General features: G+C 64.4%; 31 protein-coding genes. 23 read left to right on the top strand and 8 right to left on the bottom strand.

What is annotated here, in order from left to right; all coding sequences use genetic code 11:
* The first annotated feature begins 33 nt into the window (after positions 1 to 33).
* From purM to Q5Z11_RS06115, 5 genes are all read left to right on the top strand, one after another.
* Positions 34 to 1,092 (top strand): phosphoribosylformylglycinamidine cyclo-ligase, encoded by a 1,059-nt coding sequence (purM, locus tag Q5Z11_RS06135; protein ID WP_303749160.1) that lies wholly within the window; start codon positions 34 to 36, stop codon positions 1,090 to 1,092.
* Positions 1,093 to 1,104: 12 nt separating this feature from the next.
* Positions 1,105 to 1,713 (top strand): DUF2238 domain-containing protein, encoded by a 609-nt coding sequence (locus Q5Z11_RS06130; RefSeq protein WP_303749159.1) that lies wholly within the window; start codon positions 1,105 to 1,107, stop codon positions 1,711 to 1,713.
* Positions 1,710 to 2,369: a phosphoribosylglycinamide formyltransferase gene (purN, locus tag Q5Z11_RS06125; RefSeq protein ID WP_303749158.1), complete on the top strand. Its 660-nt coding sequence runs from the start codon at positions 1,710 to 1,712 to the stop codon at positions 2,367 to 2,369. The genes Q5Z11_RS06130 and purN overlap by 4 nt, the downstream gene beginning before the upstream one ends.
* Before the next feature lie 86 nt (positions 2,370 to 2,455).
* Positions 2,456 to 3,220: a DUF3108 domain-containing protein gene (locus Q5Z11_RS06120; protein ID WP_303749157.1), complete on the top strand. Its 765-nt coding sequence runs from the start codon at positions 2,456 to 2,458 to the stop codon at positions 3,218 to 3,220.
* Between the two features lie 2 nt (positions 3,221 to 3,222).
* Entirely contained in the window at positions 3,223 to 3,906 is a 684-nt protein-coding gene (locus Q5Z11_RS06115) for a DUF3108 domain-containing protein (protein ID WP_303749156.1), read from the top strand.
* A 280-nt stretch (positions 3,907 to 4,186) separates the two neighbouring features.
* On the opposite strand, the gene Q5Z11_RS06110 is transcribed toward Q5Z11_RS06115, so the two are convergent.
* Genes Q5Z11_RS06110 through Q5Z11_RS06100 form a run of 3 tightly spaced genes read right to left on the bottom strand, consistent with a single transcriptional unit; the run spans position 4,187 to position 6,036 of the window.
* Positions 4,187 to 4,495, bottom strand: coding sequence for an EF-hand domain-containing protein (locus tag Q5Z11_RS06110; RefSeq protein ID WP_303749155.1), 309 nt, complete (start codon positions 4,493 to 4,495; stop codon positions 4,187 to 4,189).
* A complete protein-coding gene (murA, locus tag Q5Z11_RS06105) occupies positions 4,492 to 5,766 on the bottom strand; it encodes a UDP-N-acetylglucosamine 1-carboxyvinyltransferase (protein ID WP_303749154.1) in 1,275 nt (424 codons plus the stop codon). The genes Q5Z11_RS06110 and murA overlap by 4 nt, the downstream gene beginning before the upstream one ends.
* Positions 5,767 to 5,805: 39 nt before the next feature.
* Complete coding sequence (locus Q5Z11_RS06100) at positions 5,806 to 6,036, bottom strand: BolA family protein (RefSeq protein WP_303749153.1); 231 nt, start codon at positions 6,034 to 6,036, stop codon at positions 5,806 to 5,808.
* A 52-nt stretch (positions 6,037 to 6,088) separates the two neighbouring features.
* Here Q5Z11_RS06100 and Q5Z11_RS06095 point away from each other — a divergent pair, with 52 nt between their 5' ends.
* The 16 genes from Q5Z11_RS06095 to Q5Z11_RS06020 all read left to right on the top strand — a co-directional run bounded on the left by Q5Z11_RS06095 (position 6,089) and on the right by Q5Z11_RS06020 (position 18,833).
* A complete protein-coding gene (locus Q5Z11_RS06095) occupies positions 6,089 to 7,090 on the top strand; it encodes a KpsF/GutQ family sugar-phosphate isomerase (RefSeq protein WP_303749152.1) in 1,002 nt (333 codons plus the stop codon).
* Positions 7,091 to 7,153: 63 nt separating this feature from the next.
* A complete protein-coding gene (locus Q5Z11_RS06090; RefSeq protein WP_303749151.1) occupies positions 7,154 to 7,699 on the top strand; it encodes a KdsC family phosphatase in 546 nt (181 codons plus the stop codon).
* The gene (gene lptC / locus Q5Z11_RS06085; RefSeq protein ID WP_303749150.1) at positions 7,699 to 8,265 is read left to right on the top strand and encodes an LPS export ABC transporter periplasmic protein LptC; all 567 of its coding nucleotides are present in this window, start codon (positions 7,699 to 7,701) and stop codon (positions 8,263 to 8,265) included. Before Q5Z11_RS06090 ends, lptC begins: the two co-directional genes overlap by 1 nt.
* Positions 8,252 to 8,773, top strand: a complete 522-nt coding sequence (gene lptA / locus Q5Z11_RS06080) for a lipopolysaccharide transport periplasmic protein LptA (protein WP_405051680.1) — start codon at positions 8,252 to 8,254, stop codon at positions 8,771 to 8,773. Before lptC ends, lptA begins: the two co-directional genes overlap by 14 nt.
* Entirely contained in the window at positions 8,773 to 9,492 is a 720-nt protein-coding gene (gene lptB, locus Q5Z11_RS06075; protein WP_303749148.1) for an LPS export ABC transporter ATP-binding protein, read from the top strand. Before lptA ends, lptB begins: the two co-directional genes overlap by 1 nt.
* Positions 9,493 to 9,533: 41 nt before the next feature.
* A complete protein-coding gene (locus Q5Z11_RS06070; protein ID WP_303749147.1) occupies positions 9,534 to 10,964 on the top strand; it encodes an RNA polymerase factor sigma-54 in 1,431 nt (476 codons plus the stop codon).
* Between the two features lie 58 nt (positions 10,965 to 11,022).
* Complete coding sequence (gene hpf, locus Q5Z11_RS06065) at positions 11,023 to 11,337, top strand: ribosome hibernation-promoting factor, HPF/YfiA family (protein ID WP_282267862.1); 315 nt, start codon at positions 11,023 to 11,025, stop codon at positions 11,335 to 11,337.
* A gap of 25 nt (positions 11,338 to 11,362) precedes the next feature.
* Entirely contained in the window at positions 11,363 to 11,815 is a 453-nt protein-coding gene (locus tag Q5Z11_RS06060; protein ID WP_303749146.1) for a PTS sugar transporter subunit IIA, read from the top strand.
* Positions 11,812 to 12,762 (top strand): HPr(Ser) kinase/phosphatase, encoded by a 951-nt coding sequence (gene hprK / locus Q5Z11_RS06055; RefSeq protein WP_303749145.1) that lies wholly within the window; start codon positions 11,812 to 11,814, stop codon positions 12,760 to 12,762. The genes Q5Z11_RS06060 and hprK overlap by 4 nt, the downstream gene beginning before the upstream one ends.
* On the top strand, positions 12,759 to 13,637 hold the full coding sequence (gene rapZ / locus Q5Z11_RS06050) for an RNase adapter RapZ (protein WP_303749144.1): 879 nt from the start codon (positions 12,759 to 12,761) through the stop codon (positions 13,635 to 13,637). The genes hprK and rapZ overlap by 4 nt, the downstream gene beginning before the upstream one ends.
* A gap of 98 nt (positions 13,638 to 13,735) precedes the next feature.
* Positions 13,736 to 14,128 (top strand): PTS sugar transporter subunit IIA, encoded by a 393-nt coding sequence (locus tag Q5Z11_RS06045; RefSeq protein WP_282267870.1) that lies wholly within the window; start codon positions 13,736 to 13,738, stop codon positions 14,126 to 14,128.
* Entirely contained in the window at positions 14,121 to 14,390 is a 270-nt protein-coding gene (locus Q5Z11_RS06040; protein WP_303749143.1) for an HPr family phosphocarrier protein, read from the top strand. Before Q5Z11_RS06045 ends, Q5Z11_RS06040 begins: the two co-directional genes overlap by 8 nt.
* Positions 14,391 to 14,439: 49 nt before the next feature.
* A complete protein-coding gene (ptsP, locus tag Q5Z11_RS06035) occupies positions 14,440 to 16,158 on the top strand; it encodes a phosphoenolpyruvate--protein phosphotransferase (RefSeq protein WP_303749142.1) in 1,719 nt (572 codons plus the stop codon).
* Between the two features lie 118 nt (positions 16,159 to 16,276).
* Entirely contained in the window at positions 16,277 to 17,638 is a 1,362-nt protein-coding gene (mgtE, locus tag Q5Z11_RS06030) for a magnesium transporter (RefSeq protein WP_303749141.1), read from the top strand.
* 116 nt (positions 17,639 to 17,754) lie between these two features.
* Positions 17,755 to 18,018: a hypothetical protein gene (locus tag Q5Z11_RS06025; RefSeq protein ID WP_303749140.1), complete on the top strand. Its 264-nt coding sequence runs from the start codon at positions 17,755 to 17,757 to the stop codon at positions 18,016 to 18,018.
* Between the two features lie 77 nt (positions 18,019 to 18,095).
* Positions 18,096 to 18,833 (top strand): tetratricopeptide repeat protein, encoded by a 738-nt coding sequence (locus Q5Z11_RS06020; protein WP_303749139.1) that lies wholly within the window; start codon positions 18,096 to 18,098, stop codon positions 18,831 to 18,833.
* 288 nt (positions 18,834 to 19,121) lie between these two features.
* On the opposite strand, the gene Q5Z11_RS06015 is transcribed toward Q5Z11_RS06020, so the two are convergent.
* From Q5Z11_RS06015 to Q5Z11_RS06005, 3 genes are read right to left on the bottom strand one after another with little or no spacing between them, the layout of a single operon-like run.
* Complete coding sequence (locus Q5Z11_RS06015) at positions 19,122 to 20,072, bottom strand: aspartate carbamoyltransferase catalytic subunit (protein WP_303749138.1); 951 nt, start codon at positions 20,070 to 20,072, stop codon at positions 19,122 to 19,124.
* 17 nt (positions 20,073 to 20,089) lie between these two features.
* The gene (ruvX, locus tag Q5Z11_RS06010) at positions 20,090 to 20,557 is read right to left on the bottom strand and encodes a Holliday junction resolvase RuvX (protein ID WP_303749137.1); all 468 of its coding nucleotides are present in this window, start codon (positions 20,555 to 20,557) and stop codon (positions 20,090 to 20,092) included.
* Positions 20,550 to 21,116, bottom strand: a complete 567-nt coding sequence (locus tag Q5Z11_RS06005; protein ID WP_303749136.1) for a YqgE/AlgH family protein — start codon at positions 21,114 to 21,116, stop codon at positions 20,550 to 20,552. Before Q5Z11_RS06005 ends, ruvX begins: the two co-directional genes overlap by 8 nt.
* A 77-nt stretch (positions 21,117 to 21,193) precedes the next feature.
* On the opposite strand from Q5Z11_RS06005, the gene Q5Z11_RS06000 reads away from it, so the two are divergent.
* Positions 21,194 to 21,730 (top strand): DNA-3-methyladenine glycosylase I, encoded by a 537-nt coding sequence (locus Q5Z11_RS06000; protein WP_303749135.1) that lies wholly within the window; start codon positions 21,194 to 21,196, stop codon positions 21,728 to 21,730.
* 316 nt (positions 21,731 to 22,046) lie between these two features.
* On the opposite strand, the gene Q5Z11_RS05995 is transcribed toward Q5Z11_RS06000, so the two are convergent.
* Positions 22,047 to 23,177 carry a PilT/PilU family type 4a pilus ATPase gene (locus Q5Z11_RS05995; RefSeq protein ID WP_303749134.1) on the bottom strand — a complete coding sequence of 377 codons (1,131 nt, stop codon included), beginning with the start codon at positions 23,175 to 23,177 and terminating at the stop codon, positions 22,047 to 22,049.
* Positions 23,178 to 23,289: 112 nt separating this feature from the next.
* Positions 23,290 to 24,327 (bottom strand): type IV pilus twitching motility protein PilT, encoded by a 1,038-nt coding sequence (locus Q5Z11_RS05990; RefSeq protein WP_296251652.1) that lies wholly within the window; start codon positions 24,325 to 24,327, stop codon positions 23,290 to 23,292.
* Positions 24,328 to 24,413: 86 nt separating this feature from the next.
* Between Q5Z11_RS05990 and Q5Z11_RS05985 the strand changes: the two genes are divergently transcribed.
* Positions 24,414 to 25,085, top strand: a complete 672-nt coding sequence (locus Q5Z11_RS05985; protein ID WP_303749133.1) for a YggS family pyridoxal phosphate-dependent enzyme — start codon at positions 24,414 to 24,416, stop codon at positions 25,083 to 25,085.
* Positions 25,086 to 25,089: the final 4 nt, after the last annotated feature.

The following is a 25,089-nucleotide window of genomic DNA, read 5'->3' as shown; positions in this document are numbered from 1 at the left end:
AATCGACCGTTCACCCCGCCAGTGCAGCCGCCAGTGACCAGCCCCTCGACCTCTGCCAACTCCCCCCTGACCTACCGTGACGCCGGTGTCGACATCGACGCGGGCAACGAACTGGTCGAGCGCATCAAGCCGCTGGTAAAGCGCAGCTTCCGCCCGGAGGTGATGGGCGGACTGGGTGGCTTTGGCGCCCTGTTCGACCTCTCCAACAAGTACCGCGAGCCGGTATTGGTCTCCGGTACCGACGGCGTCGGCACCAAGCTGAAGCTGGCACAACAGCTCGGCCGCCACGACACCATCGGCATCGATCTGGTCGCCATGTGCGTCAACGACGTGCTCGTGCAGGGTGCTGAACCGCTGTTCTTCCTGGATTATTTCGCCACCGGCAAGCTCGACATCGACACCGCCGCGGCCGTGGTCGGCGGCATCGCCAATGGCTGCACCGAGGCCGGTTGCGCGCTGATCGGCGGCGAAACCGCCGAAATGCCCGACATGTACGCCCCGGGCGAGTACGACCTGGCCGGCTTCACCGTCGCCGGCGTCGAGAAGAGCGAACTCAAGGACGGCTCGGCCGTTGCCCTCGGCGACGTGCTGATCGGCATTGCCTCCTCCGGTCCCCACTCCAACGGCTACTCGCTGGTCCGCCGCATCTATGAGCGCGCCGGCAGCCCGGCCGAGCTGGTGCTGGAAGACGGCGTCAAGCTGGTCGATGCGCTGATGGCGCCGACCCGCCTGTACGTCAAGCCGATCCTGTCGCTGCTCAAGACCCATGGCGCAGCCGTGCACGGCATGGCCCACGTCACCGGCGGCGGCCTGACCGAGAACATCATCCGCGTGGTGCCGGAAGGCCTGGGCCTGAACATCGACGCCAGCAGCTGGACCCTGCCGCCGGTATTCCAGTGGCTGCAGCGCGAAGGCAATGTGGCTGACAGCGAAATGTGGCGCACCTTCAACTGCGGTATCGGCTTCGTGCTGCTGGTGCCGGCCGACCAGGTTGCCGCCATCAATGCCACGCTGGACACCCTGGAGCTGGCGCATTGGCAGATTGGTGAAGTGGTGGCTGAAAACGGCGCTGAACGCGTCCACATCGGCTGAGCCAACGCCTACATGACAGCCGCCAAGAAGGCCGCCTTCATCGGCGTGCTTGTTGTATTCGCGCTCACCTGGATCAAACCGCTATGGCCTGTCGAACAGGCCCTGCACAGCTCGCTGACCGTGCTCGGCCTGCTCGCGCTGTGGTGGGTGGACCGCCGCTGGCCCTTGGGTAGCGGCGCGTTCGCGGCCATCTGCGGCTTCATCATCCTGCACTGCATTGGCGCCCGTTGGCTGTACTCCAACATCCCATATGACCAATGGGCGCAGGCATTGTTCGGCTGGTCGCCGAATGCCGCGTTCGGCTGGGAGCGCAATCATTTCGATCGGCTGATCCACCTGCTGTACGGCATCTGCTTCACCCCGGCGCTGACCCAATTGGCCCGCCGCACCTGGCCGGCGCTACGCGTTGGCCAGGCCTTCACCTTGGCGGTGATGACCATCATGTGCACCAGCCTGGCCTACGAATGGTTGGAATGGGGCATCGCGCTTGCGCTGTCACCGGAAGCTGCCGAGGCCTACAACGGCCAGCAGGGCGACATCTGGGACGCACATGCCGACATGCTGCTGGCCACGCTGGGCAGTCTTGCGCTGTGGCCGCTGCTGCGGAAATCCCGCGCATGAGTGCCTCGCCACGCCTAGCCGTGCTTGCCTCCGGGCGTGGTAGCAACCTGCAGTGCCTGCTTGATGCAATTGCCGCAGGCCAGCTGGATGCGCAGATTGTCGGCGTGTTCTCCGACAAGCCAGAAGCTGTCGCGCTGGCAAAAGTGCCGCCCGCGCAGCGCTGGGCACGCTCCCCCAAGGATTTCGCCGACCGCGAGGCTTTCGACAGTGCATTGGCTGATGCGCTGGCTGCAAGCCAGCCGGACTGGATCATCTGCGCCGGCTACATGCGCATCCTGGGCGCCAACTTCGTGCAGCGCTTCAGTGGCCGCCTGATCAACATCCACCCCTCACTGCTGCCACTGCACAAAGGGCTGCATACCCATGCCCAGGCCATTGCCGGCGGCCACACCGAGCACGGTGCCAGCGTGCATTTCGTGGTGCCGGAACTGGATGCTGGCGCGGTGATCGCGCAGGCACGGGTGCCCGTACTGGCCAACGACAGCGCCGAAACCCTGGCCAAACGCGTGCTGGCGGTGGAGCACCCGCTGCTGCTGGCCAGCGTTCAGCTATTGGTCGCCGGCCGCGTGGCTGAACAGGACGGCGTGGTTCAATGCGACGGTCAGTCCCTGTTTAGTCCATTGCGCCTAGATTCCGCCGGAACCCTCCGCCGCTGATCCGCACATGCTGCTGATGTGTGGTTTGGCATGATCTCCCTCTCTCCTGCCCTCTTCCTCGCATGGCCATAGCGCTTTTCAAACCAATGGTTTTGACCGCTTTGCTGGTATCGGCCGTCAGCCACGCCCAGGAAACGCCGGCACCCGCGCCTGCGCAGGCCCCGGTTGCACCGGCATTGCCGGCACTGGAATGGACCCCGCCGGCCTTGGAGCCTTTCGTCGCTACTTACCAGGCCTTCTACAAGGGCAAGGAGGCCGGCGATGCCACCATGCGCGTGGTCCACAACAGCGACAGCCAGTGGCGGGTGGACTTGGCGGTGCGCGGCAAGCGCGGCTTTGCCAGCGTGCTCGGCCTGAACATCGAGCAGAGCAATGTCTTCAACAACGAGGGCGCCGTTTACACGCCGTTGAGCCAGAGCACGGTCAAGAAAGCCCTGTTCATGAGCAAGAAAGTCACCGGCGTCTATAACTGGCAGGCCGGTACCGCGCAGTGGCAGGGTGACCTGAAGGAAGACCGACAGCGCCCCATTCCACTGCAGCGCGGCGACCAGAGTGCGCTGGTGTTGAACCTGTCGCTGATGCGCGATGCGCGCCCTGGCCAGGCATTGCAGTACCGCTATGTCGATGTCGGCCGGGTCCGTCAATACGAGTACCGGGCCGCCGACACCACCGAAAACGTGCAGGTGGGTGATCTCAGCTATGACGCCTTGCGGGTGTACCGCACCAATGGCGGCAATGATGAAACCATCCTCTGGATTGCCAACGGCGTACCCACGCCGGTGCGCATCCTGCAACGCAAAGATGGCCAGGATGAGATCGACCTGCGCCTGATCGAATACCAAGGAGCCTGAGCATGAAGCTTTCCCGTAGCCCCCTGCGTTTCCTCGTCGTCGCCACCTTGGCCGCGGCCAGCTTGCCGGCATTGGCCATCGAGCCATTCACCGCCAATTACCAGGCCAGCTACATGGGCATGCAGGCCAACGGTGTGATGACGGTTGCCGCGGCCGGTAACAACCAATGGCGTTACAGCCTGCAGATCAAGAATCCAATGGCCGACCTGAGCCAGGCCACCGTGTTCGACGAGCACGGCGGCAAGCTGCGTCCGCTCAGCAGCCACGACCGTTCGGTGGTGTTGATCAAGCGCAAGCAGGTAGATGCGCGCTATGACTGGAACAGCAACCAGGCCACCTGGACTGGTGACGTGAAGCCCGATCGCAGCGGCCCGATCCGCCTGCAGAACGGCGACATGGACGCACTGCTGATCAACCTGGCCATCGCCCGCGATGTCGCCGACGGCAAGCCGCTGAACTACCGCATGGTCGACGATGGCCGCATCAAGCCGATGACCTATCGGGTGATCGGCAAGGAAAACATGACCATCGGCGGCAAGCAGCAGGAAGCCACCAAGGTGTCGCGCGTGGACGGCAACAAGGAACAGATCGCCTGGATCGTCCCCGGCATGCCGGTACCGGCGCGCCTGCTGCAGCGTGAGAATGGCCAGGACGCACTGGACCTGACCATCAAGTCGATCCAGTAAGCCCCAGGTACGCCACCCTCCCCTTCGCTACGCGAAAGGGAGGGAACAGGTAGTGCCGAGCCATGCTCGGCAGGGGCCTTGCCGATAACCGTCGGCCCACGCTCTTTTTTGTGGGAGCGGCGTAAGCCGCGAAGCCTGCACTATCAAGACAGCACCAATCTACGATCTGATGAATCGTCAGCTTCGCGGCTTACGCCGCTCCTACAAAAAAAAGAGGCGCCCGTTTTAGGGCGCCTCGGTAGTGCTTCTGCCGAGCATGGCTCGGCGCTACAGGCTGCTGTTACTCCGCTGCCGGCTTCTTGAACACCGTGCGGCAATCGCGGCGGAACTCTTCGCCGCTGCTACGCCAGATGAAACTGCGGCACTGGCGCTCGCCTTCTTCGCTGTCTTTCACCTGCACCGCGTAGAAGGCCTGCATGAACTCGTCGCTGCTGACCTGGCCGTCGCCATTCCAGTCCATCTGTTCCTTCTCAACGCCCTGGGTGATGGCCACGCCGCTGTACCAGCCCCAGCCCAACCAGGCCAGGGCCAGCAGCACCAGGGCCAACAAGGCCCTGCGACGCGGACTGAAGCGGCCCTTGAGGATCATGCGATGCGCCGCACGTTGGCGCCGAGCCCACTGAGCTTTTCCTCAATGTTTTCGTAGCCACGATCAAGGTGGTAGATGCGGTCGATGCTGGTTTCATCAGCAGCCACCAGGCCAGCCAGGATCAGGCAGGCCGATGCACGCAGATCGGTCGCCATCACCGGTGCACCACTGAGCTTCTCGACGCCACGCACGATCGCGGTATGGCCTTCGATCTGGATGTCCGCGCCCAGGCGCAGCAGCTCGTTGACGTGCATGAAGCGGTTTTCAAAAATGGTCTCGGTGATCACGCCGACGCCATCGGCCACGCAGTTCATCGCCATGAACTGGGCCTGCATATCGGTGGGGAATGCCGGGTGCGGCGCGGTGGTGATGTTCACCGACTTCGGCCGCTTGCCATGCATGTCCAAGGTGATTGTGTCTTCGGTGGTGCTGATCTCGGCACCAGCCTCGGTCAGCTTGTGCAGCACCGCGTCCATGGTGTCCGGTCGCGCATTGCGCACCGTGACGCGACCACCGCTCATCGCCGCAGCCACCAGGAAGGTGCCGGTTTCGATGCGATCCGGCAGCACCGCATGGCGGCCGCCATGCAGGCGCTCGACGCCTTCCACGACCAGGCGCGCGGTACCGATGCCTTCGATCTTCGCGCCCAGTGCGATCAGGCAATGCGCCAGATCGGCCACTTCCGGCTCCATCGCGGCGTTTTCCAGCACCGAGGTGCCTTCGGCCAGTACGGCCGCCATCAGCACGTTCTCGGTGCCGGTGACGCTGACCATGTCGAAGGTGTAACGGCCGCCCTTCAGGCGCCCGTCGACGTGGGCCTTGATGAAGCCGTTCTCAACGCTGATTTCCGCACCCAGCGCCTGCAGGCCCTTGATGTGCTGGTCAACCGGACGCGAGCCGATGGCGCAACCGCCCGGCAACGACACTTCTGCCTTGCCGAACTTGGCCAGCAACGGACCCAGCACCAGGATCGAAGCGCGCATGGTCTTGACCAGCTCATACGGCGCCACGTGCTGATCGACGGTACGCGGGTCGACCACCACCGCGCTGCCGCGCGACAGCGTGCCCTGGTCGATGGTGACCTTGGCGCCCAGCTCACCGAGCAGCTTCACGGTGGTGATCACGTCGTGCAGATGCGGCACGTTGGTGATCTCCACCGGCGCATCGGCCAGCAAGGTGGCGCACAGGATCGGCAGGACGGCGTTCTTGGCGCCGGAGATATGAACCTCACCGTTCAGCGCATTGCCGCCGGTGACTACGATTTTTGCCATGGATTTAAGGCCGATATAAGGAGAAGAGAGTGCGCCGGCTCAGCCGGCTTCACCCGGAGTGACGGTTTTCAGCGCGAGCGCGTGGATTGCGCCGCCCATCAGGTCGCCCAGCGTCGCATACACCATGCGGTGGCGCGCCAACGGCATCTTGCCGGCGAATGCCTCGCAGATCACCGTGGCCTCGAAGTGCACCCCGTCGTCGCCGTGCACGTCGGCGCGGGCGCCCGGCAGGCCGGCTTCGATCAGATTTCGGATGGTCTCGGCGTCCAAAGCGCTTTCCTAATAAAATGAACCCCCATTCTACTATCCGAGTGGCATCCGTATGGCTGCTTCCCCGCTTTCCCTGGATACATTGCGCGACGCCGATCTGGTGGCCAGTGGTCACCGAGTGTTCGAGATCGAGCGCGACGAGCTGGACCGGGTCGGCGGTCGCATCGGCGCCGAATTCGCCGCCGCCTGCCGCCTGGTACTGGCTTCCCGCGGCCGCGTGGTCACCACCGGCATGGGCAAATCCGGGCATATCGCGCGCAAGATCGCCGCGACCCTGGCCTCCACCGGCACGCCGTCGTTCTATGTGCACCCTGGTGAGGCCGGTCACGGCGATCTGGGCATGATCACCGAAGATGACGTGGTTTTGGCGCTGTCCTATTCGGGTGAATCGGATGAAGTACTGACCCTGCTGCCGGTATTCAAGCGCCAGGGCAATCCACTGATTTCCATGACCGGCAAGCCGCAATCGAGCCTGGCATTGGCTGCCGACGTGCATCTGGACGTGAACGTGGACCACGAGGCCTGCCCGCTGGCCCTGGCCCCGACCTCCAGCACCACCGCCTCGTTGGCGATGGGCGATGCGCTGGCCGTGGCCTTGCTGGATGCGCGCGGCTTTACCGCCGACGACTTCGCCCGTTCACACCCGGCCGGCAGCCTCGGCCGGCGTCTGCTGCTGCACATCACCGATGTGATGCACGGCGGTGACGACCTGCCCAGCGTCAGCGACGATGCCAGCCTCAGCCAGGCACTGATGGAAATGAGCCGCAAGCGGCTGGGCATGACCGCCGTGGTCGACGCCCAGGGCAAGCTGGTCGGTCTGTTCACCGACGGCGACCTGCGCCGCGCCCTGGATACCGATCTGGACGTGCGCACCGCCAGCATCGCCCAGGTGATGACCCGCAACCCGCGCACCATCGGCGCCGACCAGCTCGCCGCCGAGGCCGCGCGGCTGCTGGAAACCCACAAGATCAATGGCTTGATCGTGGTCGACGGCGACAATCACCCCGTCGGCGCCCTGAACATTCATGACCTGTTGCGGGCAAAAGTGGTCTAAACCCCGCACAATCAACGACCTCGGGCCAAACACCCGACCTGCCGCAACGGATACTGCCTGCCCATGCCCTACTCGCCGCTCGATCTTTTCCCCGCCAATCTGCATGCCACCGCCAGCGCCATCCGCCTGGCCTGCTTTGACGTGGACGGCACCCTGACCGACGGCCGGCTGTTCTATGACCACGCGGGCAACGAGAGCAAGGCCTATTACGTGCAGGACGGGCTGGGCCTGAAGCTGCTGCAGCAGCACGGCATCCACCCGGTGCTGATCACCGCCCGCAACAGCCTGTCGGCGCAGCGCCGCGGCGCCGATCTGGGCATCGACACCCAGATCGCGGTCGGTGACAAGCTGGCCAGCGTGCGTGCCCTGTGCGAACAGCACGGGATCGGCCTGGACCAGGTCGCCTTCATGGGCGATGACCTTCCCGATCTGGCGCCGCTGTGCGCGGTCGGCCTGGCGGTGGCACCGGCCGATGCGCATCCGTGGATCGCCGAACGCGTGCACTGGCAGACCCGTGCCGAAGGTGGCCGTGGCGCAGCGCGCGAGCTGTGTGACGTGCTGCTCGCCGCGCAGGGCAAACTGGACGCAGTCCTGGCGAGGTTCTCCTGATGAACTGGCGTTCGGTTCTTGGCATTGGTCTGCTGCTGGCGGCGCTGCTCAGCGGCTGGTCGGCATGGCGTAACCGCGCCAGCACCGCGCCCTCGGCCATCGAGCAAGGCAGCACCGATTTCACCCTGACCGACTTCGAGATCGTCACCCTGGACAAGGAAGGCCACGAGTCGGTGACCCTGCGCGCGCCATCGATGGCACGCAGCCGCGCCGACCAGACCTCGACCATCAGCAAGCCGCTGTTCCTGTTGCCCGACGCCGCCGGCCAGCACTGGGAACTGCGCGCAGACACCGGCTGGGTCAGCCCCAAGGGCGAAGAACTGCGCCTGCGCGGCAACGTCGCCGGCGACAGCCCCAAGGACGGCAAGACCCCGCCAACCACCTTCCGCACCGATGCCCTGGATGTGCTGACCGAGCAGGATCTGGCGCGCACCGAGGGCCTGGTCACGCTGACCCGCCCGGGCCTGTCACAGACCGGTGTCGGCTTCCGTGCCAACCTCAAATCCCAGCAGTATTCACTCCTTTCCCAGGTCAAGACCCGCTATGAACCCAGTGCTGCCCGCTAAGCTCGCGTCGATCACCCTGCTCGCCGCCCTGCTCGTGCCCGGCATGGCGTCGGCCAAGTCCTCAGATCGCAACCAGGCGATGACCATCGACTCGACCAACAGTGACTGCAACATGGTCGGTGACAACGGCAAATGCCGTTTCAGCGGCAATGTGGTGATCACCCAAGGCACCTTGGAAATCCACGCCGACACCGCCGACGTCATCCAGAAAAACGGCGAAACCGAGCGCGTCGTGCTGGTTGGCAAGCAGGCCACGTTGAAGCAGCAGATGGACGACAACACCTGGATGAATGCCCGCGCCGACAACCTGGATTACAACGTCGCCACCGAAGTCATCGTGCTCACCGGCAACTACAAGGTTGAATCCGAGCGCGGCACCAACGCTGGCCAGCGCATGGTCTACAACACCCGCAGCGGTGCGATGCAGAGCGGCGGCGACGGCACCCGCGTGCGCACCGTGATCCAGCCCAAGAACAAGGCGCCGGCAGCGGCGGGAGAGGCCAAGTAATGCTCGTCGCCCAAGGCCTGCGCAAGCGCTACAAGAACCGCGAAGTCGTCAAGGACTTCGGGCTGACCCTGGATGCCGGCGAAGTGGTCGGCGTGCTCGGCCCCAATGGTGCCGGCAAGACCACCTGCTTCTACATGATCGTCGGCCTGGTCGCCGCCGATGCTGGCAGCATCGTGCTCGACGGCAAGGACATCACCTCCGAGCCGATGTACGAGCGCGCAAAGCTCGGTGTGGGTTATCTGCCGCAGGAGCCGTCGGTGTTCCGCAAGCTCAGCGTGGCCGACAACATCCGCCTGGTGCTGGAACTGCGCACCGACCTGGACAACGCCGGCCGCGAGCGCGAGCTGTCCTCGCTGCTGGAAGAACTGCAGATCAGCCATGTCGCCGACCAGACCGGCGCCAGCCTGTCCGGCGGTGAACGCCGTCGCTGCGAAATCGCCCGCGCGCTGGCTGCCAAGCCACGCATGATCCTGCTTGACGAACCGTTCGCCGGCGTCGACCCGATCTCGGTCGGCGAGATCCAGCGCATCGTGACCCACCTCAAGCAACGCGGCATTGGTGTGTTGATCACCGACCACAATGTGCGCGAAACCTTGGGAATCTGCGACCGGGCGTATATCCTCGCTGAAGGCAGCGTACTGGCGCAGGGGGCACCGGAAGATCTGCTTGCCAATACTGACGTACGCCGTGTTTACCTGGGGGACGCTTTCACCCTCTGAGTCGCAGCGCCACGTCGGGCCCCTACCCGAACGGAACAGGCATGAAAGCTCGGCTGCAGACATCGATGGGACAGAGCCTGGTGATGACGCCGCAGTTGCGTCAGGCCATACGGCTGCTGCAGATGTCCAGCACCGAGCTCGAGCTTGAACTCACCGAGGCAGTGGAAACCAATCCACTGCTGGAATGGGCCGAGAATGCCGAAGGCAGTGACGGCGACGACGCGCCCGCAAGCAGCGCCAACGACGATGCACCGATCGATCCCGCGCAAGGCGAGATCAACGCCGACGGCGAAGATTGGGACGGCGGCGATGAAGACTGGAGCAGTGCTCGCTCCGGTTCCTTCGATGGCGACGAAGACGACGAACGCGAACAGGCTGAAGACGGCGACACCCTCGCCGACCACCTGCTGTGGCAGCTGCACCTGACCCACCTGGGTCCGTGTGATCGCGCCATCGGCGTGGCCTTGATTGATGCATTGGATGAAGACGGCTATCTGCGCGAGCCCTTGTCGGCAATCGCGCAGACGCTGCTGCCCGAAATCCATGCCGACGAAGACGAGATCGTGGCGGTGCTACGCCAGATCCAGCGCTTCGACCCGGCTGGCGTTGGTGCGCGCACGCTCGGCGAGTGCCTGGGCCTGCAGCTGGACGTACTGCCCTGCCAAACCCCTGCTCTTGCCCTGGCCCGACGTATCGCCGATGGCCCACTGGAGCGCTTGCCGCGCGCCGGCATCAGCGGCATCGCGCAGGAACTGAAACAGCCTGTTGCCGACGTCGAAGAAGCCGTGCAGCTGCTGCGCTCACTCGACCCGCGTCCGGGCAAGCAACTGGGGCAGATAACTTCTGACACCTACGTCGTGCCCGATTGCGTGGTCTGGCGCCAGCGCGGCATCTGGCGCTGTGCGCTGGCCGGGCACGCTGGCCCCAGGGTGGTCATCAATCAAAGCTACGAACAACTGATCCGCCGCTGCGGCGATGCCGACGCCAGCTATCTGCGCGCACAGCTGCAGGAGGCACGATGGCTGTTGAAGAGCCTGCAGGCCCGTGGCGAAACCCTGCTGCGGGTGGTCAACAGCCTGCTGCATCACCAGGCCGGCTTCCTGGAATTCGGCGAACAGGCGCTGCGTCCGCTAACGCTGCGTGAAATCGCCGGTGAGCTGGAACTGCACGAATCCACCATTTCGCGAGCCATCGCCCGCAAGTACGTGCGCACCCCGCGCGGCACCCTGCCGCTGCGCGCCTTCTTTGCCTCCGGCATCGATACCGAAGGCGGTGGCGAGGCTTCCAGCACCGCCATCCAGTCGATGATCCGCAACCTGATCGATGCGGAAAACCCGCGCAAACCGCTTTCTGACGCCAAGCTGGCTGAAATGCTCAAAACAAGTGGCATACCGGTAGCGCGCCGCACCGTTGCGAAGTATCGTGAGGCCATGAACATCTGTGCCTCCCACGAACGCGTCCGCATCGCCTGAAGCATTCGTTGAGCAGCGCAGGGTTCATTAGGCAACCCCGAACCACAGGAGGAATCCGATGCGTATCGAGACGTATGGCCAGCAAGTTGAAGTCACGCCTGCCCTGAAGGAGTACGTGGAAACAAAGCTGGAGCGGCTGGGTCGACATTTCGACCAGCACTGCGAAGTACGAGTCCAGTTGTCCACCCGCAAGCCTGACTACCTCGTCGTCGCCACGGTGAATTTACCCGGGCGCACCCTGCACGCCGATGCTGCCGAACCCACCATGTACGCAGCCATCGACGTACTGGCCGACAAGCTCGACCGACTGGTCATAAAGCACAAGGAAAAGCATCTTCCCCACGCATCGCATGCTCTGCGCGACAATGGCTGATCTTTATACCCAGCCGTAAGCCAGCATGCCGTTGACCGACCTGATGGCGGCCGTGAGTACCCAGGTACTCGCGGTCGCTGATCGAGACAGCACCCTTATTGCCGCTTCCCGCCTGCTCGCCTGTCGAGAGGCCGGCGCGGACAGCCTGTTTTTAAGCCTGCGCGAGCGTGAAAACGTCGGCAGCACCGCCATTGGCCACGGCATCGCCATTCCCCACGGGCGCTCGGACACCTTGCAGGAACCACGCGGCGCCCTGCTGCGACTGCAGGAACCCGTTGATTTTGGCGGCGACGAACCGGTCGACCTGGTCTTCGCGATGGCCGTGCCGGCGCATTACACCCACCAACACCTGATGCTGCTGTCCGAGCTGGCGGAGATCTTCTCCGACGCCGACATCCGTCAGGCACTGCGCGTTGCCCCCGATGCGCAGACCCTCAAAGACATCATCATCAACCCGCAGCAGGCGCGTAGCGGATGAATACCAGCATCACCGCCCAGGAACTCTTCGACCAGCAGCGCGAGAAGCTCGACCTGCGCTGGGTCGCCGGCCATGCCGGCGCGCAACGGGAGCTGGAGGCCGGCAACACGGTCTCGCGGCGGCCCTCGCTGGCCGGCTACCTCAACACCATCTACCCGAACAAAGTGCAGATCCTCGGTACCGAGGAACTGACCTGGCTGGACTCACTGGATGCCCGCCAGCGCTGGGAAGTGATCGAGCGCATCATCCAGGCCCGGCCGCTGGCGCTGGTCATCACCAAGAGCCACGGCTGCCCGGAAGACCTGCGCTCGGCCGCCGATGAATCGCAGACGCCGCTGTGGGTGTCGCCGCGCCGTGGCCATGAGCTGCTCAACCACCTCAGCTACCACCTGGCCCGCACGCTGGCGCCGCGGGTGATCCTGCATGGCGTATTCATGGAGATCTACTCCATCGGCGTGCTGATCACCGGTGAGGCTGGCTCGGGCAAGAGCGAGCTGGCGTTGGAGCTGCTGTCCCGCGGCCACCGGCTGGTCGCCGATGACGCCCCCGAATTCACCCAGATCGCCCCGGACGTGCTCGACGGCACCTGCCCTGAGCTGCTGCAGGACCTGCTGGAAGTGCGCGGGCTGGGCGTACTGAATGTCCGTCAGATGTTCGGTGACACGTCTGTAAAGAAGAACAAGTACCTTCGCCTCATCGTCCACCTGACCAAGCCGATGACCGAACCCAGCAGCTATGGCTATGAACGCCTGACCGGCGATTCCGGCAAGCGCCACGTGCTCGACCTGGACGTGCCGCTGATCACCCTGCCGGTGATGCCCGGGCGCAACCTGGCGGTGCTGACCGAGGCCGCCACCCGCCTGCACATCCTGCGCACCAAGGGCATCGACCCGGCGGCGATGTTCATCGCCCGCCATAGCAACCTGCTGGAGCAACGCAGTTCATGAGTGCGCACCCTGCATCGGTACTGATCATCGTCAGCGGCCTGTCCGGTTCGGGCAAGTCGGTGGCCTTGAAGACCTTTGAAGACCTGGATTACTACTGCTCGGACAACATCCCGGTAAACCTGCTGCCGGAGTTCGTGCGCGGCGTCTTGGGCGAACGCGAGGAAACCCGGCCGCAGCGGCTGGTGGTCGGCATCGACGTGCGTGGCCGCAGCGACCTCAGCCAGCTGGCTGTTTGGCGCAAGACCGCACAGGAATACGGCATCGAGGCGCGCCTGCTGTTCTTCGAAGCCGACGACGACACCTTGCTGGCCCGCTATGCGGACACCCGTCGCCGCCATCCGCTGAGCCATCTCGGCCTGTCGCTGCCGGAAGCCATCACCCGCGAGCGCGAGCTGACCGCCCCGCTGCGCCGCGAAGCCGATGCCATCATCGACACCACCCGCCTCAACGTGCACCAGCTGCGCCGTCGGGTGATCACCGAGTTTGCCCTCAGCCACGAGAGCAAGCTGTCGCTGCTGTTCGAGTCCTTCGCCTACAAGCGCGGCGTGCCGGCCGAGGCCGATTTCGTCTTCGACGCAAGGGTGCTGCCCAATCCGCATTGGGACCCGGAACTGCGCTCGCTGACCGGGCGTGACCGCGAAGTCCGCGAATACCTGGATGCCCAGCCCGAGGTGGTGCGCTACGTCACCCAGCTGCAGGATCTGCTCGACACCTGGCTGCCGAAGCTGGGCAGCGAGACCCGCAGTTATGTCACCGTCGCCTTCGGCTGCACCGGCGGCAAACACCGTTCGGTCTACCTGGCCGAGCGGCTGGCCCGGCATGCACGCGAGCAGGGCTGGCAGGACGTGGCCACCTTCCATCGCGAACAGGATTGAACACCTGCCTGCGCAATCACCACGCAGGCACTGAATGGCACACAGAAGACAGATTTAAGCGCTATCGCGGACTTGGCCTGACCTGTTAACGTTCAGGGATGACCTGCGGCATTCTCCTAGTAACTCATACCGGTGTCGGCACTTCCCTGCTGGAAGTGACGACCGCCTTGTTGCGGCAATTGCCGCTGAAGACAGAAGCGTTCGAAGTGCCTTTCGACGCCGACCTGGATGCCCTGCTGCCTGCCGCTTCCGCGGCGATGCGGCGGGTGGAAGGCGAAGGCGGCGTGTTGATACTGACCGATCTGTATGGCGCCAGCCCGAGCAATCTTGCCGGCAAACTGGCACGCCTGGGCACGCCTACCAAGCGCGTATCGGGATTGAGTCTGGCGATGTTGCTGCGGGTAATGAACTATCCGGAACAGGGATTGGACCAACTGCCCGCCACTGCGGCGGCGGGCGCTCGCAATGGAGTCATCACCGACGATGCTTGAACAAGAACTCATGGTTTCCAACCGGCTGGGGCTGCATGCCCGGGCCACCGCCAAACTGGTGCAGGTGCTGTCTGCCTTCCGCTCCAACGCCACGCTTGTGGCCAAGGGCCGCGAGGTCAACGCCAAGAGCATCATGGGCGTGATGTTGCTGGCCGCCGCCCAAGGCACGCCGGTAACGGTGCGCGTGGACGGCGAAGACGAAGCGGCCGCACTGGAGGCAGTTGCTGCGCTGTTCGAGCGTCGTTTCGACGAGGACAACTGATGCCACAGGCCGCGCGCGCAGCTGCAGCCATCGTGTGGAGCCGGCAGCAATGACCCGTTTATCGGGCCTGCCCGCTTCCCGTGGCAGCGCGCTCGGCCGTGCCCGCGTACGCCTGCCGCACGTGCAGGATATTGGTGAAAAGCGCGTCGCCGCGGCTGCGGTGGAACACGAGCTGGAACGGCTGCACCGTGCCACCGATGCAGCGCGCCAGGAAATGCGCGAGCTGCGCACCCGCCTGCAGGGCGCACTGCCCGCGGAAGTAGGCGAGTTCCTCGACCTGCACGCCATGCTGCTGGACGACCCCGAACTGCTGACCGCGCTGGACGAACTGGTGCGCAGCAAGCGCTACAGCGCCAGTCATGCCCTGCGCATCCAGCGTGACCGCCTGGCCAAGGTGTTCGAGGGCATGGAAGATGCCTACCTGAAGAGCCGGATGGACGACCTGGACCATGTGATCGGTCGCATCCAGTCCTTCCTGCATAAACGCACCACCACCATGAAGGGGCTGGCCGGCGAGATCCTGGTCTGCGAGAACGTTGCTCCGTCGGAACTGGCGCAGCTGCAGGCGCAGGGCGTGGTCGGCATCGTCAGCAGTGCCGGCAGCGTGCTCTCGCACAGCGCCATCCTTGCGCGCAGCCTGCATATGCCGCTGGTGGTGGCTGCAACCTCGGTGCTGCAGAAAGTCAGCGACGGCGATGTATTGATCCTGGACGGCGTCAGCGGCGAGATCGTGGTCGATCCGGCCCCGGACGACCTGCGCCAATACCGCCTGCGCCAACGCGAACTGGCCCGCGAGCAACGCGAGCTCGGCCGTTTGCGGGCAAAGCCCACCCGCACCCTCGATGGCGCGGAGATCACCCTGCTGGCCAATGCCGAGTCGCATGATGACGTGGCCCAGGCGCATGCGCTGGGTGCCCGTGGCCTCGGCCTGTACCGCACCGAATTCCTGTTCATGCAGCGCAACCAGCTGCCTGACGAAGAAGAACAGTTCCGCGTTTACCGCGACACCGTGCTGGGCATGAGCGGCCGTCCGGTCACCATCCGCACCCTGGACCTGGGTGCCGACAAGGCCGACCGCACCGGTCTGGTACTCAGCAGCGAAGAAAACCCTGCCCTGGGCCTGCGTGGCGTACGCCTGTCACTGGCCCGCCCCAAAGTCTCCGACACCCAGCTGCGGGCGATCCTGCGTGCCTCCGGCTACGGCCCGCTGCGCATCCTGGTGCCGATGCTGACCACCCGCGAGGAAATCATGGCGGTGCGCCGGCGGTTGTCGCGGCTGGCCGCGATCCTGCGCAATGATGGCCATGAAGTCGCGGAGAACATCCCGGTCGGGGCGATGATCGAGGTGCCGGCGGCGGCGATCGCACTGGAGACCTTCATCGACCAGGTCGACTTCCTGTCGATCGGCACCAACGATCTGGTCCAGTACCTGCTCGCTGCCGACCGCAACAACGACGCCGTGGCCGAGCTGTACTCACCCCTGCATCCGGCGGTACTGCGACTGCTGTACCAGGTGATCGATACCGCCCAGCGGCATGACACGCCAGTGGCGGTCTGCGGTGAAATGGCAGGTGACGCGCGCATGACAGCCCTGCTGCTAGCCTTGGGGCTGACCGAGTTCAGCCTGCACCCGGCCACCTTGCTGGAGGTACGACGTGCCATCCGTGAGGTGAACCTGGCCGAGCTGCGCCTGCAGGCCCCGCAGTTGTTGGCTGCACGCGACCGCCGCGGCATTGAACGCTGGATCACCGGGTCCGCCGGAAACTGATTCCGGCAATACCGGTTGTATGCAAGCGCGCGCGTCGCACGTGATAATGGCGGGCTAAACACCGCCGTTGGCGCCAGGTCGCCACGGACTGCGGCCATCACCACACCGGGAGCTGCGCATGGCCGAAGCCGTACGCCACGACAAGACCGCACGCCAGCTGCGCCTGCTTTCCGATGCGTTGGACAGCGGCCGTCTTGGCCCGGTGCGGCGCCTGGTCAACACCTTGTCGCCGGCCGAAATCGGCAACCTGCTCGAATCGCTGCCGCCAGGCAAGCGCGAAGTGGTGTGGGGCCTGGTCGATGCCGAGGACGATGGTGAGGTGCTGGTGCATGTCGGTGAAGACGTGCGCGAAAGCCTGCTGGCGGACATGGACGCGGACGAGATCATCGCCGCGGTCGAAGACCTGGACATCGACGATCTTGCCGATCTGGTCGAAGACCTGCCCGACACCGTCATCGACGAAGTGCTCAAGTCGATGGATCGCGAGAACCGCGAGCGGCTCGAGCAGGTGCTGTCCTATCCGGAAGATACCGCCGGCCGCTTGATGAACCCGGACGTGGTCACCGTGCGCGCCGACGTCAACGTCGATGTGGTGCTGCGCTACCTGCGCCTGCGCGGCGAACTGCCGGACCACACCGATCACCTGTTCGTGGTCAGCCGTCGCCACCAGTACCTGGGCAGGCTGTCGCTGGCCTCGCTGGTCACCCACGAAGACACCACCCCGATCAACCGCCTGATCGACGACGAACAGCCAGCCATCGACGTGGGCGAAAGCGCCGACGAAGTGGCCCGCCAGTTCTCCGATCATGACTGGGTCTCGGCACCGGTGGTGGATGACAACAACATCCTGATCGGCCGCATCACCATCGATGACGTGGTCGACATCATCCGTGGCCAGGCCGATCACCAGGCCTTGGGCGCGGCCGGTCTGGACGAGGACGAAGATCTGTTCAGCCCGGTCTGGCGCGCCATGCGCCGCCGCCTGATGTGGCTCTCGGTGAACCTGTGCACCGCCTTCCTCGCCTCCAGCGTGGTTGGCCATTTCGAAGGCACCATCGACAAGCTGGTGGCGCTGGCGGTGCTGATGCCGATCGTCGCCGGCCTTGGCGGCAACGCCGGCACCCAGGTGCTTGCGCTGATGATCCGCGGTCTGGCGTTGGGCCAGGTTGGCGCTTCCAATGCACGCACCCTGCTGTGGAAAGAGCTGCGCGTGGCCTTGCTCAATGGCGTGGTGCTGGGCACCGTGCTCGGCCTGATCGTATTGGCGTGGTTCCATATGCCGGGACTGTCGCTGGTTATCGCGATCGCGCTGACCTTCAATCTATTGTTCGCCGCATCGGCCGGCGTGCTGGTGCCGTTGACGTTGAAACGTCTGGGGTTCGACCCGGCGTTGGCCAGCGGCATCTTCCTGACCGCAGTCACCGACTCGATGGGCTTCTTCACCTTCCTCGGCCTGGCCACGCTGGTGCTGCTGCATTAGTCACAGAGCCGTAGCCCGGGTAAGCGCCAGCGCACCCGGGGCTTTCCGCGAAGAACTCCCGGGTGCGCTTCCGCTTACCCGGGCTACATTTACCGCTCTTGTTCCAGGCCCTGCCCATGACCATCACCGTAAACGACTACTACCAGACCGGCTGGCGCGAAGAGCTGCACAACTGCCCTGCCTGCGAATGGAAGGGCAGCTCACGGCAGATGGAAATGGAGCTGCACGACGAGCAGACCGAATACGCCTGCCCCGAATGCGAATACCCGCTGCTGGTAGTGCAACACCCGGACCTGGCCCAGGTGCAGGCCGCTGCCGCAGCTGGCAATGAAGAAGCCCAGCAGCAGCTGGCAATCCTGGCAATGGCACCGCGCAGCTAAGCGCCTGCACCGGAGCCCCCTACCGATTCGCCGCGGCTCCGGCTACGCTGGCCTCCACATCGCTGCGCGGGGGACGTATGCGTTATCTGCTTTGTATTGCCCTGACGTTGGCCTGCGCCAACGCACTTGCTGACGACCCCGTCGATCCGGTCACGCTCAGCACCACACAGATCTACTCGCAGCCAGGTGAGCCAGCGCTGGGCAAGGAGTTGCGTGCTTCCGTACAGGAGGCCGGCACCCTGAATGTGAAAGGCGAGCATGCCCAGGCCAAAGCCGTGCTACTCGACGCCGCGCGCCAATGTGACGCTTACCGTGCAGCGCCAGGACGGCGTTCGCTGAGCTTCCGCACCCAGCGGCAATACGAGCTTTACCTGCGCGATCACGGCGACGGCGAGCCCATCGACTGGCTGGACAGCGCCTGTGCCAACGTCTACATCCAGCTGGGCTACATCGCCGTGGAACTGCGCGATGCGGCGCAGGCAATACGATGGCTGGACAAGGCCCATGCAACCGCGCCCTATGAACCGGAAGCGCTGACCGAACGCGGTGCGGCGCTGAACATGAGCAAGGACTGGTCGGCAGCGCTGAGCAGTTACCAGCAGGCGCTGGCATTGACCCGCAGCCATCCTGAAGCAGCGTACGCCGAGGCGCTGGCACTACGCGGAACCGGCTATGCCTTGATCGAGCTGGGTGACCTGGACGCAGCCCAGACAGCATACGAAGAGTCATTGGCACTGGAACCCGGCAACAAGGTCGCCGAGAACGAAATGACCTACATCCAGCAGCAACGCAAGCGCCAGGCAGGAAAGCCTTAGCCACCCAGGTAGTGCCGAGCCATGCTCGGCAGAGGCTTTACCGGTAATGCCCCAGCGCAGCTGCGTAGTGCCGAGCCATGCTCGGCAGGGGCATTCCCGGTAGAGCCCCAGCCGAGCGTGGCTCGGCTCTACACTGGGGCATCACGCAATCCCAACCTGCTGTTGTAGGAGCGGCGTAAGCCGCGAAGCTGGCAATGTTTGAAAGCCTCAAAAGCCAACCCCTCCCCAGCCCTCCCCTCCGCCTTCGGCGCAAGGGAGGGGGACAAGCAGCGGCCTAGCCGGCAGCGATCAACCCAACAGGGTTTCCAGCACCGCCATGCGCACGGCAACACCATTGGCAACCTGGCGCAACACCCAGGACTGCGGGCCGTCGGCCACTTCGTCGGTGACCTCCACGCCGCGGTTGATCGGGCCCGGGTGCAGCACTGCTGCGTCCTTGGCCGCGCGCTTCAGGCGCTCGTTGTTGAGGCCGTATTCGGCGTGGTACTGCTCCAGCGACGGCACCAGGCCTTCTTCCATGCGCTCGCGCTGCAGACGCAGCATCATCAGCGCATCAACGCCTTCCAGCATCGCGTCGAAATCCTGCCCAACCACGCAGCCATCCAGGATTCCATCCTCCGGCAACAGCGATTGCGGGCCGCAGACGCGGATCTCGCCGACGCCCAGCGTACGCATCGCCAACAGGTCGGTACGGGCCACGCGCGAATGCTTCACGTCGCCGACGATCACCACTTTCAGCTTGGAGAAATCACTGCCCTTGGCCTGACGCAGGGTCAGCATGTCGAGCAGGCCCTGGGTCGGATGCGAGCTGCGGCCATCGCCGGCGTTGATCAGGGCAGTGCCTTCACCTGCAGCACCCGCCAGTTCAGCCACCGCACCATCATCCGGGTGGCGCACGATGAAACCGCGCACGCCCATCGCTTCCAGGTTCTTCAGCGTGTCACAGGCGGTTTCGCCCTTGCGGGTCGAGGAGGTGGATGCGTCGAAATTCAACACGTCCGCGCCCAGCCGCTGCGCCGCCAGCTGGAATGAGCTGCGGGTGCGGGTGGAAGGTTCGAAGAACAGCGTGCAAACACCAGTGCCAGCCAGCACCGCGCGCTTGTTGTTGATACGGCCGACCGCAGCATCGCGGATCTGGCCGGCACGGTCGAGCAGCTGCAGCAGGGTTTCCCGCGGCAAACCATCCAGGGTCAGCAGGTGGCGCAGGCGTCCTTGGGCATCAAGTTGCGAAGCGGTCATGGCAGGGTCTTCGACAGTCAGGAAATAGGGGTGGCTTCGTGCGGCGCCGACAACCAGCGCTCGATGATGACAGCGGCGGCAACGGCGTCGAGGTTGGCGGCATCGCGGCGGCGCTTGCGGCCTTCGGCGCGCTCCACGGCAAAGCGCTGCGCGGCCTCGACCGAGCTGGAACGTTCGTCCACCAGCAACACCGGCACCTTGTAGCGCTGCTGCAACTGCCTGGCAAAGGCGTGCGCGCGCTTGCGGTTGGGCTGGTCCTCGCCTTCCAGGGTGAGCGGATCGCCGACGATCATGCCCTGCGGCCGCCATTCCTTTTGCAGCTTGTCCAGCGCGTTCCAGTCCGGGCCATTGCCATGTACATCGATCACCGCGAGGGCGCGCGCGCCCACGCCCAGCGAGCTGCCGATGGCAACGCCGATGCGGCGCGAGCCGACATCGAAACCCAGGACCGTGCTGCTGGTGGAAAGTGCGCTGGACTCAGGCACGGCCGCTGTACCCGGTGACCAGGAACAGATCCACACCGATCCGCGAGCCGGCAAGCTGCCAGCGCTCGTCCAGCGGCGTTTCGAACAATACGGTGGCATCGGCAGGCACGGTCAGCCAGCTGTTGTCGGCCAGCTCCTGCTCCAACTGCCCTTCGCTCCAGCCGGCACAGCCAAGCGTGACCAGCGCATTGCGCGGGCCTTCGCCACGGGCCATCGCCTCGAGGATGTCGCGGGAGGTGGTCAGATAAAGACCATCGGCCACTTTCAGGCTGGAATCCCATGCGCGGGCATCGTCATGGATGACGAAACCGCGCTCGGTGTGCACCGGGCCGCCATTGAGCACAGGTACGGCGCGCAGGTCGCCGTCGTCGGTATCGATCTCCATCTGCGCGAACACATCGCCCAGGGTGAAATCGGAGGGTTGGTTGACCACGACGCCCATGGCGCCGTTGTCATCGTGCTGGCAGATCAGGGCCACGCTGCGGGCGAACAGTGGATCGACAAGCGATGGCAGTGCCACCAGCAGATGGTTGGATAGAGGTGGTGACAGCGCAGACATGTCTGCATTCTACCGGCTGCGGCCGTCCGCCGCCTCGTAGCGGCGATAATCCGGGCTTCCTTAACGCGGAGACGCCGATGACCTACTACTGTGATTTCGCCCCGGGCCACCCCGTGCACGGGCCGTACCACGAGAACGAGTACGGCTTTCCGCAGCGCGATGAACGCGAGCTCTTCGAACGCCTGCTGCTGGAGATCAACCAGGCCGGTTTGAGCTGGGAAACCATCCTGCGCAAGCGTGAAGGCTTCCGCAGTGCCTACAGCGGCTTCGATGTGGACGCGGTGGCGGCCTATGGGGAAGCGGATATCGCCCGGTTGATGGCCGACGCCAGCATCATCCGCAACCGGCTCAAGGTGCTGGCGGCGATCCATAACGCGCAGGTGATCCAGGGGCTGCGTGCGTCCCATGGCGGCTTTGCGCAGTGGCTGGATGCGCACCACCCGCTGACCAAGCCGGAGTGGGTGAAGCTGTTCAAGAAGACGTTCCGGTTCACCGGTGGCGAGATCACCGGTGAATTTTTGATGAGCCTGGGCTACCTGCCCGGGGCGCACCGGGAGGATTGCCCGGTGATGGTGAAGATTGCGGCGATTGGGCCGGCTTGGATGGGGCGGTAAATTGCCAGGATGCTATTGAGTTGAGCGGGAGCTGGGAGCAATAGCAAAAGCGAGAGCAAGAGCAAGAGCACCCCTCCCCGGCCCTCCCCTTCGCTACGCGAAAGGGAGGGGGAAGAGCGGCCTCAGCCTGGATTTCGGCTTCTGCTTTCGCTTTCCCTTTCGCTTTGGCTCTGGCTCTGGCCCCTCCCTTTCGCGCAGCGAAGGGGAGGGTTCGGGAGGGGTGCTCTTGATCTTGCTGTTGATCTTGCTCTTGCCCCCAAAACAAAAAAGCCGCCCCAAAAAGGAGCGGCTTTTCAAACCACCAAACCCGCCAGACTCAGCGAACCTCGGCAATCTCCACGCCGTCCAGACCCTGCGACAAGGTCTTGGCATCACCGCCCTGCGACAGCTTGATGCGCAGGCGCACCTCGTTCTGCGAGTCGGCGTAACGCAAGGCGTCGTCGTAGCTGATCTCGCCGGCCTGGTACAGCTCGAACAGGCTCTGGTCGAAGGTCTTCATGCCCAACTGCACGGAATCCTTCATCACTTCCTTCAGCTTGTGCACTTCGCCATCGCGGATGTAGTCCTGCACCAGCGGCGTGCCCAGCAGGATTTCCATCGCCACGCGGCGGCTCTTGCCGTCCGGGGTCGGCACCAGCTGCTGCGCGACCACACCCTTCAGGTTCAGCGACAGATCCATCAACAGCTGATTGCGGCGATCTTCCGGGAAGAAGTTGATGATGCGATCCATCGCCTGGTTGGCGTTGTTGGCATGCAGCGTGGCCAGCACCAGGTGACCGGTTTCAGCGAACGCAACCGCGTGATCCATGCCCTCGCGGGTACGGATTTCGCCGATCATGATCACGTCCGGCGCCTGCCGCAGCGTGTTCTTCAACGCCGCTTCCCAGCTGTCGGTATCGATGCCGACTTCGCGCTGGGTCACGATGCAGCCTTCATGCTTGTGCACGAATTCGATCGGGTCTTCGATGGTGATGATGTGGCCGGTCGAGTTCTGGTTGCGGTAGCCGATCATCGCTGCCAGCGAGGTCGACTTGCCGGTACCGGTGGCGCCGACGAACAGGATGATGCCGCGCTTGGTCATCGCCAGCGTCTTGATCACCGGCGGCAGGTTCAGCTCTTCCACGGTGGGAATGCGCGTCTCGATGCGACGCAGCACCATGCCCACCTGGTTGCGCTGGTAGAAGCAGCTCACACGGAAGCGACCCACGCCGGAGACGCCGATGGCGAAGTTGCATTCGTGGGTTTTCTCGAATTCCTCGCGCTGCGACGGCGTCATCACGTTGAGCACCATGTCGCGGCTTTGCTGCGCCGTCAGCGGTGTCTGGGTGATCGGTGACAGCTTGCCGTTGACCTTCATCGACGGCGGCATGCCGGCGGTGATGAAAAGGTCCGACGCCTTCTGGTGCGCCATCAGCTTGAGGAACGAGGTGAAATCAATAGTGCTCATGTCTGGCTCCCGATGGAGAGCCGGGACAGGGCGTGGGATGACTCCACGGCGCCCCGTCGATTCCGGCTTTTGCGAATCCCGAATTCCGAATCTCTAATCCCGAAACCTGGAATTACTCGAACAGACGCTTGTCCTTGGCGTATTCCTTGGCCTGGTTGCGCGTGACCAGACTGCGCTTGACCAGATCCTGCAGGTTCTGGTCCAGCGTCTGCATGCCCACCTGCTGGCCGGTCTGGATGGACGAGTACATCTGCGCCACCTTGTCTTCGCGGATCAGGTTACGGATAGCCGGTGTTGCCACCATGATTTCGTGCGAGGCCACACGGCCACCACCAACGCGCTTGAGCAGTGCCTGCGAGATGACCGCACGCAGCGACTCGGACAGCATCGAGCGCACCATCGGCTTTTCGCCGGCCGGGAACACGTCGATGATACGGTCGATGGTCTTGGCCGCCGAGCTGGTATGCAGGGTGCCGAACACCAGGTGACCGGTTTCTGCCGCGGTCAGTGCCAGGCGGATGGTCTCAAGGTCACGCAATTCGCCGACCAGGATGATGTCCGGGTCTTCACGCAAGGCCGAACGCAGTGCTTCGTTGAAGCCGTGCGTATCGCGGTGCACTTCGCGCTGGTTGATCAGGCACTTCTGCGAGGTGTGCACGAATTCGATCGGATCCTCGACGGTGAGGATGTGACCGTATTCGTTCTTGTTGATGTGGTCGATCATCGCCGCCAGCGTGGTCGACTTGCCCGAACCGGTCGGGCCGGTGACCAGGATCAGACCCTGCGGCTGTTCGATCAACTCACGGAAGATCGGCGGGCAGGCCAGGTCTTCCAGCGTCAGCACTTCCGAGGGAATGGTACGGAACACCGCACCGGCACCGCGGTTCTGGTTGAACGCGTTGACACGGAAGCGCGCCAGCGAGGGAATCTCGAACGAGAAGTCGACCTCGAGGAATTCTTCGTAATCACGACGCTGCTTGTCCGACATGATGTCGTACACCAGCGCGTGCACTTGTTTGTGGTCCAGGGCCGGGATGTTGATGCGACGGACGTCACCGTCCACGCGGATCATCGGCGGCAGGCCAGCGGAGAGGTGGAGGTCCGAGGCCTTGTTCTTGACCGAGAACGCCAAAAGTTCAGCGATATCCATACGCGCTCTGTCCCCTGCGTTGCGAGTATATGTAAGGTGTTTCCCCTGGCGGGCAGTATAGCCTTCCCACGTAAGAGGTTGATGTTTTGCAAACGGTACCTTTAGCCACCCTCCGCCAGCAGATCGACGCTGCTTCCAGCCCCTCCCGGGCGGTCCGCCTGCTGGCCGTTTCCAAGCTGCAGCCGGCAGCGGCGGTGGCCGGCCTGGCCGCCCAAGGACAGCGCGCCTTTGGTGAAAACTATGTGCAGGAGGCTGCCGCCAAGATCACCGAGCTGGCCGGGCTGGGCCTGGAGTGGCACCTGATCGGCCACCTGCAGTCCAACAAGGCCGAGCTGGCCGCACAGGTCTTCGACTGGGTGCAGACCGTTGACCGGGGCAAGCTGGTCACCGCTTTGGCCAAGGCCCGCCCGTCCGCTTTGCCCCCCCTCAACGTGCTGATCCAGGTCAACATCGACGACGAGGACAGCAAGCACGGCTGCGCCCCGGAGCAGGTAAACGCCTTGGCCGAAGCCATCGCTGGCGAACCGCGGCTCTGCCTGCGCGGCCTGATGGCGATCCCGGCACCGTTCCCGGAAGCGGCCAAGCGGCAGGCCGCGTTCGCGCGGATGCAGGCCTTGTTTACCGATCTGGCCGCGCACCACCCGCGGGTCGATACACTTTCGATGGGCATGAGCAGTGACTTTGCCGAAGCCATCGCCGCCGGCTCGACCATGGTCCGGGTCGGCACCGCCTTGTTCGGCCAGCGCCCCACCCCTTGATCGC

The organism is Stenotrophomonas sp. 610A2, from assembly GCF_030549615.1.
GTDB lineage: Bacteria > Pseudomonadota > Gammaproteobacteria > Xanthomonadales > Xanthomonadaceae > Stenotrophomonas > Stenotrophomonas pigmentata.
This window is presented reverse-complemented; position numbering and strand designations above follow the sequence as displayed.